The 12867-nt window shown below is 74.1% G+C and carries 14 protein-coding genes; 4 read left to right on the top strand and 10 right to left on the bottom strand.

The window, feature by feature from the left end; translation table 11 throughout:
- Positions 1-36: 36 nt before the first annotated feature.
- Positions 37-681, top strand: a complete 645-nt coding sequence (locus QQX09_RS11760) for a GyrI-like domain-containing protein (protein WP_301134923.1) — start codon at positions 37-39, stop codon at positions 679-681.
- Positions 682-700: 19 nt separating this feature from the next.
- Here the strand turns inward: QQX09_RS11760 and moaA are convergent, their stop codons facing one another.
- From moaA to QQX09_RS11720, 8 genes are all read right to left on the bottom strand, one after another.
- A complete protein-coding gene (gene moaA, locus QQX09_RS11755; RefSeq protein WP_301134920.1) occupies positions 701-1699 on the bottom strand; it encodes a GTP 3',8-cyclase MoaA in 999 nt (332 codons plus the stop codon).
- The gene (locus QQX09_RS11750) at positions 1696-2112 is read right to left on the bottom strand and encodes a molybdenum cofactor biosynthesis protein MoaE (RefSeq protein ID WP_301134917.1); all 417 of its coding nucleotides are present in this window, start codon (positions 2110-2112) and stop codon (positions 1696-1698) included. Before QQX09_RS11750 ends, moaA begins: the two co-directional genes overlap by 4 nt.
- On the bottom strand, positions 2109-2600 hold the full coding sequence (locus QQX09_RS11745; protein ID WP_301134914.1) for a MogA/MoaB family molybdenum cofactor biosynthesis protein: 492 nt from the start codon (positions 2598-2600) through the stop codon (positions 2109-2111). Before QQX09_RS11745 ends, QQX09_RS11750 begins: the two co-directional genes overlap by 4 nt.
- 80 nt (positions 2601-2680) lie before the next feature.
- Positions 2681-3703 (bottom strand): sulfate/molybdate ABC transporter ATP-binding protein, encoded by a 1023-nt coding sequence (locus QQX09_RS11740; protein WP_301134911.1) that lies wholly within the window; start codon positions 3701-3703, stop codon positions 2681-2683.
- Positions 3700-4479: an ABC transporter permease gene (locus tag QQX09_RS11735; protein WP_301134909.1), complete on the bottom strand. Its 780-nt coding sequence runs from the start codon at positions 4477-4479 to the stop codon at positions 3700-3702. The genes QQX09_RS11740 and QQX09_RS11735 overlap by 4 nt, the downstream gene beginning before the upstream one ends.
- Positions 4476-5228 carry a molybdate ABC transporter substrate-binding protein gene (gene modA / locus QQX09_RS11730; protein WP_301134906.1) on the bottom strand — a complete coding sequence of 251 codons (753 nt, stop codon included), beginning with the start codon at positions 5226-5228 and terminating at the stop codon, positions 4476-4478. The genes QQX09_RS11735 and modA overlap by 4 nt, the downstream gene beginning before the upstream one ends.
- Positions 5229-5239: 11 nt before the next feature.
- Positions 5240-5641 (bottom strand): TOBE domain-containing protein, encoded by a 402-nt coding sequence (locus QQX09_RS11725; RefSeq protein ID WP_301134904.1) that lies wholly within the window; start codon positions 5639-5641, stop codon positions 5240-5242.
- A 78-nt stretch (positions 5642-5719) separates the two neighbouring features.
- Complete coding sequence (locus QQX09_RS11720) at positions 5720-6286, bottom strand: PH domain-containing protein (protein WP_301134902.1); 567 nt, start codon at positions 6284-6286, stop codon at positions 5720-5722.
- A 104-nt stretch (positions 6287-6390) separates the two neighbouring features.
- Here QQX09_RS11720 and QQX09_RS11715 point away from each other — a divergent pair, with 104 nt between their 5' ends.
- The 3 genes from QQX09_RS11715 to QQX09_RS11705 are packed head-to-tail and all read left to right on the top strand — an operon-like array spanning position 6391 to position 9736.
- Positions 6391-7986 (top strand): circularly permuted type 2 ATP-grasp protein, encoded by a 1596-nt coding sequence (locus QQX09_RS11715; RefSeq protein WP_436969067.1) that lies wholly within the window; start codon positions 6391-6393, stop codon positions 7984-7986.
- Positions 7980-8903, top strand: a complete 924-nt coding sequence (locus tag QQX09_RS11710; protein ID WP_301134900.1) for an alpha-E domain-containing protein — start codon at positions 7980-7982, stop codon at positions 8901-8903. The genes QQX09_RS11715 and QQX09_RS11710 overlap by 7 nt, the downstream gene beginning before the upstream one ends.
- The gene (locus QQX09_RS11705) at positions 8900-9736 is read left to right on the top strand and encodes a transglutaminase family protein (RefSeq protein WP_301134898.1); all 837 of its coding nucleotides are present in this window, start codon (positions 8900-8902) and stop codon (positions 9734-9736) included. The genes QQX09_RS11710 and QQX09_RS11705 overlap by 4 nt, the downstream gene beginning before the upstream one ends.
- A 54-nt stretch (positions 9737-9790) precedes the next feature.
- Here the strand turns inward: QQX09_RS11705 and QQX09_RS11700 are convergent, their stop codons facing one another.
- Both QQX09_RS11700 and QQX09_RS11695 read right to left on the bottom strand, forming a co-directional pair.
- Positions 9791-11650, bottom strand: coding sequence for a D-alanyl-D-alanine carboxypeptidase family protein (locus QQX09_RS11700; protein ID WP_301134896.1), 1860 nt, complete (start codon positions 11648-11650; stop codon positions 9791-9793).
- Positions 11651-11802: 152 nt separating this feature from the next.
- On the bottom strand, positions 11803-12831 hold the full coding sequence (locus QQX09_RS11695) for a CAP domain-containing protein (RefSeq protein ID WP_301134894.1): 1029 nt from the start codon (positions 12829-12831) through the stop codon (positions 11803-11805).
- Positions 12832-12867 lie beyond the last annotated feature (36 nt).

The raw sequence follows: 12867 nt of genomic DNA, 5'->3' as shown, positions 1-12867 counted from the left end.
GGGGGTGTGCCAGACTCGCCTCAAGGGGGCGCAGCGATGACGGACAAGGTCGACTTCAAGAAGTCCCTCGACGCCTACCAGGCGCGACGCGGAGAGATCCGCATCCTCGACGTGCCGCCCACCCGCTACCTCATGGTCGACGGCCGCGGCGACCCCAACACGAGCCCGGACTTCGCCCAGGCCATCGAGGCCCTCTACCCGGTCGCCTACAAGGTGAAGTTCGCGTCCAAGAAGGAGGTTGGCCGCGATTACGTCGTGCCGCCGCTCGAGGGGCTGTGGACCGCCGACGACCCCTCCGCCTTCACCACGCGCCGCGACAAGTCCGCGTGGCGGTGGACGCTCATGATCATGACGCCCGGGTGGGTGGACGATGCGCTGGTCGAGACGGCCCGCGAGACGGCCCGCGAGACGGCCCGCAAGGCGGCTGCGGCGAAGGGCGCCCCGCCGCGGCTGGACGACGTGCGGCTCGAGACGCTCGCGGAGAGACGATGCGTGCAGACCCTCCACGTCGGGTCCTTCGACGACGAGGGTCCCGTCCTCGCGCGGATCCACGACGAGTTCATCCCAGGCAACAGCCTCCGCATGACCGGCCGGCACCACGAGATCTACCTCAGCGACTTCCGCAAGGTCGCACCCGAGAAGCTCCGCACGATCCTCCGTCAGCCGGTCGCGCCGGCCTGACATCCAGGTGGGGGGCGTCTCAGCCCCCGATCGCGCTCATCGGGCGCGACGGCTGCACGAACGACGGGTCGTCGATGCCGTGCCTGGGCTTCTTCAGCGCGACGCACGCCTGCATCGCCTCGGCGAGCCGCGCATCGTCCGCCCCGTCCCTCATCAACGACCGCAGGTCGGACTCCTCGTGCGCGAAGAGGCAGTTGCGGAACTGGCCGTCGGCCGTGAGCCGCACGCGGTCGCAGCGGTCGCAGAACGCGCGCGTCACCGACGCGATCACCCCGACCGTCGCCGAGGTCCCGACGATCCGGAACTGGGACGCGGGCGCCGCGCCGTCGTGCCCGAGCGCCTCGAGCTCGTACCGCGACGCGACCGCGGACAGGATCTCCTCGCCCGTCACCATCTCCTCGCGCCGCCACGTGTGCCCGCCGTCGAGCGGCATGTGCTCGATGAACCGCATCTCGAGCCCGCGCTCCACGGCGAACGCGACCAGGTCGCCAATCTCGTCGTCGTTCACGCCACGCATCACGAGCGCGTTGAGCTTGACGGGGGAGAAGCCCACCGCGCGCGCCGCCTCGATCCCGGCGAGCGTGTCCGCGAGACGGTCGCGCCGCGTGAGCTCGATGAACCGCGCGCGCTGGAGCGTGTCGAGCGAGATGTTGACCCGCGCGAGCCCCGCGTCCCGCAAGGGCGCCGCGAGCGCCGGCAGCCGCAGCGCGTTGGTGGTGAGCGACAGGTCCAGCGGCCCGTCGGGCCCTTCGATCGCCGCGAGCGCGCGCACCACGTCGACCACGTCGGGACGCAGCAGCGGCTCGCCGCCGGTGAGCCGGATCTCGGTCACCCCGAGCGACACGGCGACGCGTGCGAGACGCACCAGCTCCTCGGTGGTGAGCAGCGTCGACGAGGCGAGCCACGGCACCCCGTCCGCCGGCATGCAGTACGTGCAGCGCAGCGAGCAGCGGTCGGTGAGCGAGATGCGCAGGTCGCGGTGGACGCGCCCGAACCGGTCGACGAGACCCGCCGTCACGCCACACCCACCCACGTGTGCGACCCGTCCGCGAGCAGCTCGCGCTTCCACACGGGCAGCTCGGCCTTCACGGTCTCCACCAGCGCGGACACCGTGTCGAGCGCCTCGCGACGATGCGGCGCGGACACCGCGGCGACGATGGCCGCCTCTCCCACGCTCAGCGAGCCGATGCGATGGGTGACGGCGATGACGAGGTCGGGGGCGTCGTGACGCGCCGCCAGCGCGCCCAGCACCTCCGCGGCGGAGGGATGAGCCGAGTAGTCGAGCCCGACCACCTCGCCCTCGACGGAGGGGTCGTGGTCGCGGACCGTGCCGATGAACGTCGCGATCGCGCCGGCGCGCGGCCCCGCGACGGCGGCGACGTGCGCGTCGAGCGACAACGCCGCGTCCGAGATCGAGGCGAGCGCGATCAATGGTCTCCTCCGTCCAGCTGCGACAGCGCGTGCGGCAGCACGGCCGCCAGCACGGCCGCCGCGGACCGCGCGGCCCCCGGCGATCCGGCGACGTTCACCACGATCGTGCCCTCCTCGGTCACCCCGGCCAGCCCGCGCGACAGCACCGCGGTGGGGACCGCCTCGGCATCGACCGCGCGCAGCCGCTCCGCGACCCCGGGCAGCGGCCGCGCGAGCAGCGGAGCCGTCGCCTCGGGGGTGAGGTCCTCCGGGGTGAGCCCGGTTCCGCCGGTGGTGATGACCACGCGCGCGCCGCCGGCGATCGCCGCGCGGATCGCGCCGCGCACCGGGTCGACGCCGTCGGGGACGATGCGCGTGCCGACCTCCGCGCCCAGCGCCGCCATCGCCTCCGCGAGCACCGGGCCGGACGCGTCCGCGCGCTCGCCGCGCGCGGATCGGTTCGACGCGGTGACGACGTGCACGCGCACGCCCGACAGGTCCGGGGCCATGCCCGTTAGTGTACGAACGGCCGTGTTTCGCCGGGGTTGCGATGCGCTCGCGCCGGCGCTCCTCGCCCCGTGAGGGCGGATCACCCCGTGAGGGCGTACGCGAGGTGCCCCCGCGGCACGCCGAACCACACCACGGCGCCCGCATCGAGCGAGGCGGCGACGGCGGCGTCGACGTCCGCGGCGACCGCCGCGCCGACCACCCGCACCTCGTCGCCGCGAGGCTCGAGCGCCCGCACGGCGTCCGGCACCCATGCGAGCGACCGGTCGCGCGGCGCGTCCCCGATCGCGAGCACGACGGCGGACGGCGGCAGCGCGACCGCCGCCGCCTCGCCGCCGCGCGGGCCACCGCTCACGGGCACGCGCACGCCGCCCTCCAGCTCGAGGGCGCCCCCGCGCATCGTCCCCGCGACCAGCACGCGCGCGGCCATCCGGGCCGCGAACGGCGTGCGCGGCCGGGTGAGGACCTCGGTGGCCGTCCCCGCCTCGACGACGCGACCCCCGGCCATCACCGCCACGTCGTCCGCCAGCGTGTGCGCGTCGAGGACGTCGTGCGTCGTGATGATCGCCGTGACGTCCGCGAGCAGGCTCCGCAGCATCGTGCGGATCGCGGACGCGGCCTCCACGTCCAGGCCCGCGAACGGCTCGTCCAGCAGCAGCACGCGGGGCTCGGCCGCGAGCGCCCGCGCGATCGCGACGCGGCGCGCCTGCCCGCCCGACAGGTCGCCCGGGCGGCGTGAGGCGAGGTCCGCACACCCCACGCGCTCGAGCCACGCCTCCGCGACCCGGCGCGCGTCCCGCCGTCCGGCCGCCCGCGGCCCGAATGCGACGTTGTCGAGCACGCTCATGGGGAACAGCGCATCGTCCTGCGCGAGGAGGACGATGCCCCGGTCGCGGGGCGGCACGGGCCGTCCCGACCCGACGAGCTCACGCCCGTCGAGCACGATGCGCGCGCGGCCGGGCCGCACGACGCCGGCGATCGCCTCGAGCGCGGTGGACTTCCCGGAGCCGTTCGGGCCCAGCAGCGCGAGTGTGCGGCCCGCGCCGACCGTGACGTCCGCCTCGACCCCGCGCTCCGCGACCTCGACCCGCGCCTCGAGCCTCATCGCACCGCCCTTCCCGCGACGGGGCGGTACGCGACCGCGACCACCGCCACGGCGACGACGAGCAGCACGATCGACAGGGCCACGGCCGCGTCGGGATCGGTCTCGCGGGCGAGGTAGATCTCGAGCGGCGTGGTGCGCGTGACGCCGGCGAGCGAGCCCGCGAAGGTCAGCGTCGCGCCGAACTCGCCGAGGGCGCGGGCGAAGGCGAGCACGGTGCCCGTGGCCAGCGCGGGCCCGAGCGCCGGCAGGGTGACCCGCGCCAGGATCCGGGTGCGCGACGCCCCGAGCGTCGCCGCGATCGCCTCGCGCCGCGTCCCGTGCGCGGCCAGCGCGGACTCGACCGACACCACCATGAACGGCATCGCGACGAAGGCCTGCGCGAGCACGACCGCGACGGTCGTGTAGGCGATCGACACGCCCGCCTCGTCGAGCGGCCCGCCGAGCAGCCCGCGGCGGCCGAACGCGTACAGCAGCGCGAGGCCCCCGACCACGGGCGGCAGCACGAGCGGCGCGAGCAGCACCGCGCGCGCGACGGCGCGGACGCGTCCGTGGAGCCCGTGCAGCGCGAAGCCGAGCGGCACGCCCAGCACCAGCACGAGCGCGGTCGCGGCGACCGAGGTCCGCAGGCTCAGCGCGAGCGCCTGGAGCGACGCGGGCGCGGTGATGAGCGCCCACATGTCCCCCCAGCTCGCGCGCGCGAGCAGCCCCACCAGCGGCAGCGCGACGAGCAGCGCTCCCGCGACGGCGAGCGGCACGAGCCAGCGCGGGCCCGTCACGGCGCCCCGAAGCCCGCGTCGGCGAGCACGGCCCGGCCCTCGGCACCGGCGACGTAGGCGACGAAGTCGTCGGCGATCTCCGCGAAGTCGGACCTCGTGAGCCGGGCGATGGGGTAGCGGTTGACCACGGCGTCCGCGCCGTCGATCGAGACCGCCTCGACGCCCGCCGCGCGCGGGACGTCGGTGACGTAGACGACGCCCGCATCTGCCTGGCCGGAGGCGACCTTGCCCAGGACATCCGTGACGCTGAGCTCCTCGGAGACCGCGGCGATGTCGACGCCCTGATGCGCGGCGAGCTCGGCCGTCGCGGCGCCGCACGGCACCTGCGGTGCACAGATCACCGAGACCACCGCATCGTCCGCGAGGGACGCGAGCCCGGTCACCCCGGCGGGGTTGCCCTCGGGCACGGCGATGGTGAGCGTGTTGGTGGCGAAGACGACGGGCTCGCCCGCGACCTCGTCGGCGACAGCGGCCATCTGCGCCTCGTCGGCGGACGCGAAGACGGCCGCCGGGGCGCCCTCGAGGATCTGCGCCGCGAGGTCGCTGCTGCCGCCGTACGTGACGCGCACGTCGACCCAGGGGAGCACCTCCTCGAACTCGTCCGCCAGGGTCTCCATGACCCCGGACAGCGACGCGGCCGCGTACACGTCGAGCACGTGCGTGACCGCCGTCGAGGGGGCGCCCTCCGTGTCCGGGGAGAAGGCGGCGCAGCCGCCGAGCGCGATCGCGACGATGCCGGCCGCCGCCACCCGGGCGCGCCTCACCGCGACCCGGCCGGCGTCTCGACGATGACGGTGGTCGCCTTGACCACCGCGGTCGCGACGGAGCCCGGCTCGAGCGCGAGCTCGCGGGCCGCCTCGGCGCTCATGAGCGACACCACGCGGTGCGGGCCGCACTGGAGGTCCACCTGCGCCATCACGCTGTCCGCGACCACCCGGGTGACGATCCCGGTGAAGCGGTTGCGCGCGGACCGCCGCACGTCGGTGGGGTCCTCGGGAGCCTGCGTGCGGGCGGCGTAGCCGGCGACGTCGACCCCGTCGACGAGGATCCGGCCGGCGCCGTCGCGCACCGTGGAGATCCCCTCGGCGTCGATCCAGCGGCGGATGGTGTCGTCGCTCACGCCGACGAGCGCGGCGGCCTCCGAGATTCGCAGATGCGGCATGGAGGCGACGCTAGCGCCGCATCTGCGGCGGTACAAGGGTGGGGACGATGCGGCGGCGGGGGAGCGGCCCCGGTCCCCCTACGCCGTGGGCGCGGGAGGCGTGGGCGGAGCGGGCGGCGCCGACCGCGGCGGCTGGTCGTCGTCGCCCTCGAGCGCGTCGAAGACCTCGTCGTAGAGCAGCGCGTGCACCTTCTCGACATTCGGGATGTCGTCGAAGGACAGCGGGTCGTCCGAGGCCGACTCGATGATGAGCGTGCCCGTCCGGAACATCCGGTCGATGAGCCCGTGGCGGAACTGCACCGTGTTGACCCGCGCGAGGGGGATGTCGATGCCGCTCTTGGTGAGCACGCCGGTGCGGTAGATCACGCGGCGGTCCGTGATGACGAAGTGCGTGGTCGCCCACCGGATGAAGGGCGCGATCGCGAGCCACACGATGAGCACCAGCCCGACCACGCCCACGACGACGGCGAGCACCGTCTCCGCGATGCCGTCGAGCTCGACCGTGCCGAGCCACCACAGCACGAAGGCCACCAGCGCGATCGCGAGCACGGACACGAGCACCGGCCCCACGAGCGCCTTCCAGTGGGGGTGGCTGTCGACGACGACGTCCTCGTCGGGGGCCAGCAGGTTCCGCGGGTATGCCATGAGGGGAACGTAGCAGCGGGAACGCCCCGCGGGTAGGGGGCGTCATGACGCGCCGGAGACGCGATCGTGACCGCTCCGAAACATGGGGTGGCTATCGTTGCTGCATGACCGCCGACCAGCAGACGCCGTGGACCGGATACCAGCCGGTTCAGGCGTGGGACGAGGCCATGGACCTCGAGGGCCGCGTGAGGGACCCGTACCGCCGGGTCTATCACGAGATCGATCGCATGTCCGGCGAGGACCTCTACTCGCGGGCGGAGGCGCTCGCCTCGACGTACCTGGCGCAGGGCGTGACCTTCGACCACGCGGGCGAGGAGCGGCCGTTCCCGCTCGACATCGTGCCGCGCGTCGTCGGAGCCGAGGAGTGGGACATCATCTCGCCCGGCGTCGCGCAGCGCGTGCGCACCCTGGAGGCCTTCCTCGCGGACGTCTACGGCTCGCAGCACTGCGTGAACGACGGCATCGTCCCCCGCCGCCTCATCGCGACCTCCCAGTACTTCTACCGCGAGGCCGCTGGGGTGGACCCGGCCAACGGCGTGCGCGTCCACGTGTCGGGCATCGACCTCGTCCGTGACCAGCACGGCATCTGGCGCGTCCTCGAGGACAACGTGCGCGTCCCGTCCGGCGTGAGCTACGTGCTGTCCAACCGCCGCGCGATGTCGCAGATGTTCCCCGACATGTTCGGTGCGATGGGTGTGCGCCCGGTGCTCGAGTACTCGCAGCGCCTGCGCGCCGCGCTCACCCGTTGCGCGCCCAACGACATCGACGACCCGACCATCGTGGTGCTCACGCCCGGCGTGTTCAACAGCGCGTACTACGAGCACTCGCTGCTCGCCCGCACCATGGGCGTCGAGCTGGTCGAGGGCCGCGACCTCGAGACCCACAACGGCCGCGTCTACATGCGCACCACCGCCGGCCGCCGCCGCGTCGACGTGATCTACCGCCGCGTCGACGACGACTACCTCGACCCCGTCGCGTTCCGTCCGGACTCCGCGCTCGGCGCGCCGGGCATCGTCCACGCCGCCCGCCTGGGCAACGTCACCATCGCCAACGCGATCGGCAACGGCGTCGCGGACGACAAGCTCATCTACACGTACATGCCGGACCTCACCCGCTACTACCTGGGCGAGGAGCCGATCCTGCCCAACGTCGACACGTGGCGGCTCGACGAGCCTGAGGCGCGCGAGGAGGTCCTTGACCGCCTCGACGAGCTCGTGGTCAAGCCCGTCGACGGCGCGGGCGGCAAGGGCGTGCTCATCGGTCCCAAGGCCTCGCGCGAGGAGCTCGCCCAGGTGCGCGCCCAGATCCTCGAGGACCCGCGCGGCTGGATCGGCCAGCCGGTCATCCAGCTGAGCACCGTGCCGACGCTCACCGACGAGGGCCTCGAGCCGCGTCACGTCGACCTGCGCCCCTTCGCCATCAACGACGGCGACGACGTCTGGGTCCTGCCCGGCGGCCTCACCCGCGTGGCCCTCGCCCGCGGCCAGCTCATCGTCAACTCGTCGCAGGGCGGCGGCTCGAAGGACACCTGGGTGCTCGGCGGCGTGCGCCAGCGCGGCCCGGTGACCCCGCCGCCGGAGTCGAAGGTCGAGCTGTCGGGCATCGGCGCCGTGCCGCAGGCCGCGCACCCCGACGACATCGAGCACGGCCAGCAGCAGCAACAGCAGCAGCAACAGCAGCAGGGGGAGCCGACATGCTGAGCCGCATCGCGGAGTCCCTGTTCTGGATCGGCCGCTACGTCGAGCGCGCCGACAACACCGCCCGCCTCCTCGACGTGCACCTCAACGTGCTGCTCGAGGACCCGTGGGTCGACGAGCCCAGCGCCAACGCCTCGCTGCTGTCGGTGATGAACTGCGACTACGAGGCCCCCGTGAGCCGCCGCGACGTGCTCGCGACCCTCGCGTTCGACGCGGAGCGTTCGTCCTCGATCGCGTGGACGCTCGGCGCCGCCCGCGAGAACGCCCGCCGGGCGCGCGAGGTCATCAGCACCGAGGTGTGGGAGTCGCTCAACACCACGCGCAACCAGCTGCCGCGGTGGACCGCCTCGGCGCGGCCGCACGAGTACTTCGTGTGGGTGCGCGAGCGCGCCGCCGTGGTGTGGGGCCTCCACTCGGCCACGACCTCGCGCGACGACGCCTGGCACTTCATGGAGCTGGGCCGCTCGCTCGAGCGCGCGGACATGATCGCGCGCCTGCTCATGACCCGCCACTTCGAGGGCACCACGGGCCCCAACTGGACCACGCTGCTGCGCTCGTGCTCCGCGCACGAGGCGTACCTGCGCACGGTGCGCGCGCTCGTCACCGAGGAGCGCGCGGCGGAGTTCCTGCTGGTCGACCGCCTGTTCCCGCGCTCGATCGCGTACAACCTGCAGAAGGCGGAGGACACGCTCGGCCTCATCGAGGGCGCCTCGAACAGCCGCGCGCTGTCCGACCGTGCGCGCCTCGCGCTCGGCCGTGCACGCACCAACCTCGAGTACCGCGACGTGCGCGACGTGCTCGACGACCTGCCGGGCCAGATGCGCGAGGTCCAGAGCGCGTGCGGGGCGGCGTCGGACCTCATCCGCGATCGCTACTTCCTGCCGGCGTCGACCGTGCTGTGGAGCCAGGAGGCCCTATGACCACGCTCCGCATCGAGCACCGCACCACCTTCGCGTACGAGGGCTCGATCGTGTCCTCGTACAACGAGGCGCGCCTCACGCCCGCCTGGCTGCCGCGCCAGCGCGTCCTCGACTCGAAGGTCGAGATCGCGCCCGTCACGTGGCGGTCCTCGTACCGGGACTACTGGGAGGCCGACGTCGTCGTCTTCGAGGTGCTGCAGCCCCACGAGGACCTGTCGGTGGTGGGCTCGAGCCTCGTCGAGGTCACGAGCGTGCCCGCCCGCGAGGAGCGCGTCGCGTGGGACACCCTCACCGGCCCCCGATTCCAGGACCTCCTCAGCGAGTACCTGGGGCTGAGCGACACCACCGAGCCCACCGAGGAGCTCGAGGCCTTCGCCCGCGACGCGGCCGCGCGTCTGAGCCCGGACGACACCGCGCGCGCGATCTGCGACCACCTGCACGACCAGATCAAGTACGTGCCCGGCGCCACCTCCGTCCACACGCCCGCGCGCGACGCGTGGGACGCTCGCTCCGGTGTGTGCCAGGACTTCGCGCACCTCGCGATCGGCGCGCTGCGCACGGTCGGGATCCCGGCCCGCTACGTGTCCGGCTACCTCCACCCCAAGCGCGATGCCGCGATCGGCGAGACCGTGTCGGGGGAGTCTCACGCGTGGGTCGAGTGGTGGACCGGCGACTGGTACGGCTTCGATCCCACCAACGACCGCGAGGTGGGCGACCACCACGTCATCGTCGCCCGCGCCCGCGAGTACACGGACGTGCCGCCGCTCACCGGCGTGGTGGCCGGCAGCACCACGGACCTCGACGTCCAGGTGCACATCACCCAGGTCGACTAGGGACGATGCGGCGGGCACCCCGGCGGGGTGCCGTGCGCCGGGACGATGCGCGGCTCAGCCGACGTGCTCGAGGTGCCACGGCTCCGGCTTGGACCCGTCGGGCCGCGCCCACGCCGGCAGCGTCCACCCGTACGAGGGGGCCGCGGAGATGAGCCACGCGTACGCCTCGCCGTCGTAGCCGCCGGGGAGCCCCGGCTCGGACAGGTCGGTCGCCTCGCCCCATCCGTGGTTCGACGTGCCCGGCACCGCCGCCATCCCGCCGTAGCGGGCGGTCGCGGCCAGCTGGCCCGCGTAGTCGCGGTACGCGCTCGAGACGGGGATGTGCAGGCCGAACAGGTCGTGGAACGCCGCGTCGAGCCGGGCGAGGTCGTCGGCGGCGCCGCACGCCAGCAGCAGGTCCTCGCGCCAGGGCAGCCCGCACAGCGCATCGGCCGGGATGAAGCCGTTGTCGAAGTCGCGGGCGAGCGCGGGGGCCGTGGTGCCCGTCGCATCGTCCCCGGTGGCGGCGGAGCCGCCGCCCGCGGGCGCCCCGGAGCCGTCCACCGCGAGGTAGTCCGGCGAGGCCCACAGGAGCCGGTCGCCCACGCGCACCTCGACCCAGCCGTCGGCGGTGACCGCGCCGGTCGTGTCGAGCGCGGCGCCGTCCTCGCGCTGCGTCGCGACCGCGGCGTCGGTCGACGGGCCGCGGCGCAGGTTGAGGGCGCCCTCGACATCCACCTGGACCACGGTCGGGTCGACGAGCCGCAGCGGCGCCTTCCACGGGGTGAAGCGCACGTCCGAGCGGTGTGCGAGCCGCAGCACCGCCGCGACGGCGCCGCGCGACACCGTCGCGGAGGGCAGCAGTTCGAGCCCGTCCTCGCCGATCTGGCCGAGCTCGCCGACCGTGCCCGCGAGCCAGGTCGCCGCGGCATCCATCTCGGAGCCGGGGGCGACGTCCACGTACGTCCCGAGATCGCCGTCCTTCACGCGGGGCGAACCCGCGAAGCGGTAGAGCATGCGGGTCATCGCGCCGCGCGTGAGGGGGTCGTCGGGGCGGAAGATCCGCACGTCACCCTCGAGCCTCCCGGTGACGACGCCCTGCGCCGCCAGCCACGCGATCTCGGCGGCGTGCTCGGTGTCGCCGCGTCCGGCATCGGCGAAGGGGGATCGCCTGGGCACGACCTTCGCCGGGGAGCCGGCGAGCCGGTAGAGGAACGCTGCGAACTCGCCGCGCGTCGCCGTGGCCTCCGGCATGTACGCGCGGCCCGCCTCCGTCAGCACGCCCTCGGCGACGCCCCTGCGCCCCATCCATGCGATCGCGGCGGCGAACGACGAGTAGGTCGGATCGCCGAGAGCATCCGAGACGTCGTCGAACCTCACGGGGCCGAGCGGCTCCGGTGCCGGCACGCCGGACGATGCGGGGGCGTCGGGGTCGTACGGCTCCGGCTCGGGTGCGGGCGGGGCCTGCGTCGCCGTCCCGGACGTGCCTCCGCCGGTCGCGGGCTCCTCGGCGGGGGCGGCCGGGGTGGTGGGAGCGGTCGGCGCGGGCTCGGGGTCCGTCGTCGCGTCGGAGGGCCCGGAGGGTTCCGAGGGCTCTGCGGGCTTGTCTGCGCCGCCCGTCCGCTCGGGTGCGGGCTGCTCGGGCCTGCTGGGAGGCGCGGGCTCCTCGGACTCGGCGGGAGGCGCGGGCTCGGGTTCGGGCTCCGGCGCGCCCGTCTCGACCGGCGCGGGCGACGTCTCGGCGGGGGCGGCCTCCGCATCGTCCACCGTCGCGGATGCGTCGGGGGAGGCGACGGCCGTCGGTTCGGGCGTAGGGGGCACCGTCGCGGCTCCGGCGGGGGCTGTGCCGACGATCAGCAGCGCGCCCGCGACGGCGGTGGTCGCGATCCAGGAGAGCAGGCCTCGGGGTGAGCCGGGCCCGCCACGTCGCTCCATCGGCCTCCTCCCTGTCCGGTCGGGCCGCCGCGCGTCGACGGGGTCCTCCGCGGGGAGGGACCCGGGCGCGCGACCGCTACGTCACGGTCAGCCCTGGCGTACGGCGTCCTTCCATGGTGCCACGCACGCCGCGGCCGGGGGCGGGGAGGGCATCAGGAGACGGAGATGCCCGTGCTCCAGCGGGTGGTGGTGAAGAAGCCGGAGCGCTTCGCGATGACCCTGGCCTTGATGGTGTGCCCGCGGTCGGCGTTCCGCACCGTGTAGCGGCGGCCGGCGGCGTCGGCGATCTTGTTGCCGTCGCGGAACCACCGGTACGAGACGCTGTCGGGCGTGGGGCTCCACGACCCCGCCTGCGCGGTGAGCTGCGAGCCGACCGTCGCGGTGCCGGACACGGTGGGCCGCGGCGCCGAGGTGAAGGCCTTGGGGATCGACACGACCGTGCTGGTCCTCGCTGTCGTGAGGTATCCCGAGCGCTTCGCGATGACCTTGACGCGGATGTTGTGGCCGCGGTCGGCCCTGGTGACGGTGTACTTGCGGCCGGTCGCGCCGTCGATGCGCTTGCCGTCGCGGAACCACCGGTACGTGACGCTGCTGGGCGAGGGGCTCCACGAGCCGATCCTCGCGGTGAGCACCGAGCCCACCTTCTTGGTGCCGGCGATCTTGGGGCGCGGCTTGGTGCTGAACTTGCTGTACTGCGCGAAGTTCTGGGTGGCCCACACGCAGTCGGTCGACTTGTCGTACGCGACGCCGATGCCGATGTCCGAGTAGCTGCCGCTGATGTTCGCCTCGTGGCCCGCGGACTTCAGCCATGCCGACATGACGGCGGAGGCGTTCGCCGCCGCTCCGCCGTAGCCGCAGGCGTAGCCGACGTTCTCGGCGGCACGCGTGGCGGTCGAGGGGATCTGGGACGCGAAGCTCGGGTTGTGGCTGAGGTTCGAGGTGGAGCGCATCCGCTTGCTCCACGTCTCCGAGACGTCCACGATGCCGCCCTGCAGCGAGAGCGGCTTGAGCCCCTCGTTCGCGCGATAGGCGTTGGTCTTCTTGAGGATGAGCTGCGCCGGGTCGGTGGCGGCGTGCGCGGAGCCGCCGGTCAGCGCGAGGGCCGCGACCAGCAGACCGACCAGCGCGAGCGCCACACGGCGCGCGAGGGGGTGCGGGACCGCAAGGGCGGACGGACGCATGCTGACCTCCTGTTCGGGGATCCGGGGCTGGACGCG

This window comes from Demequina litoralis (assembly GCF_030418455.1).
Classification (GTDB): domain Bacteria; phylum Actinomycetota; class Actinomycetes; order Actinomycetales; family Demequinaceae; genus Demequina; species Demequina litoralis.
The sequence above is the reverse complement of the archived record's forward strand: the minus strand, read 5'-3'. Positions and strand labels throughout refer to the sequence as shown.

Coding starts and splice junctions, on each gene's coding strand:
- QQX09_RS11760 (WP_301134923.1), top strand. CDS start 37: ATGACGGACAAGGTCGACTTCAAGAAGTCCCTCGACGCCTACCAGGCG.
- QQX09_RS11745 (WP_301134914.1), bottom strand. CDS start 2,600: ATGGCCCCGGACCTGTCGGGCGTGCGCGTGCACGTCGTCACCGCGTCG.
- QQX09_RS11740 (WP_301134911.1), bottom strand. CDS start 3,703: ATGAGGCTCGAGGCGCGGGTCGAGGTCGCGGAGCGCGGGGTCGAGGCG.
- QQX09_RS11725 (WP_301134904.1), bottom strand. CDS start 5,641: ATGCCGCATCTGCGAATCTCGGAGGCCGCCGCGCTCGTCGGCGTGAGC.
- QQX09_RS11720 (WP_301134902.1), bottom strand. CDS start 6,286: ATGGCATACCCGCGGAACCTGCTGGCCCCCGACGAGGACGTCGTCGTC.
- QQX09_RS11715 (WP_436969067.1), top strand. CDS start 6,391: ATGACCGCCGACCAGCAGACGCCGTGGACCGGATACCAGCCGGTTCAG.
- QQX09_RS11710 (WP_301134900.1), top strand. CDS start 7,980: ATGCTGAGCCGCATCGCGGAGTCCCTGTTCTGGATCGGCCGCTACGTC.
- QQX09_RS11705 (WP_301134898.1), top strand. CDS start 8,900: ATGACCACGCTCCGCATCGAGCACCGCACCACCTTCGCGTACGAGGGC.
- QQX09_RS11700 (WP_301134896.1), bottom strand. CDS start 11,650: ATGGAGCGACGTGGCGGGCCCGGCTCACCCCGAGGCCTGCTCTCCTGG.
- QQX09_RS11695 (WP_301134894.1), bottom strand. CDS start 12,831: ATGCGTCCGTCCGCCCTTGCGGTCCCGCACCCCCTCGCGCGCCGTGTG.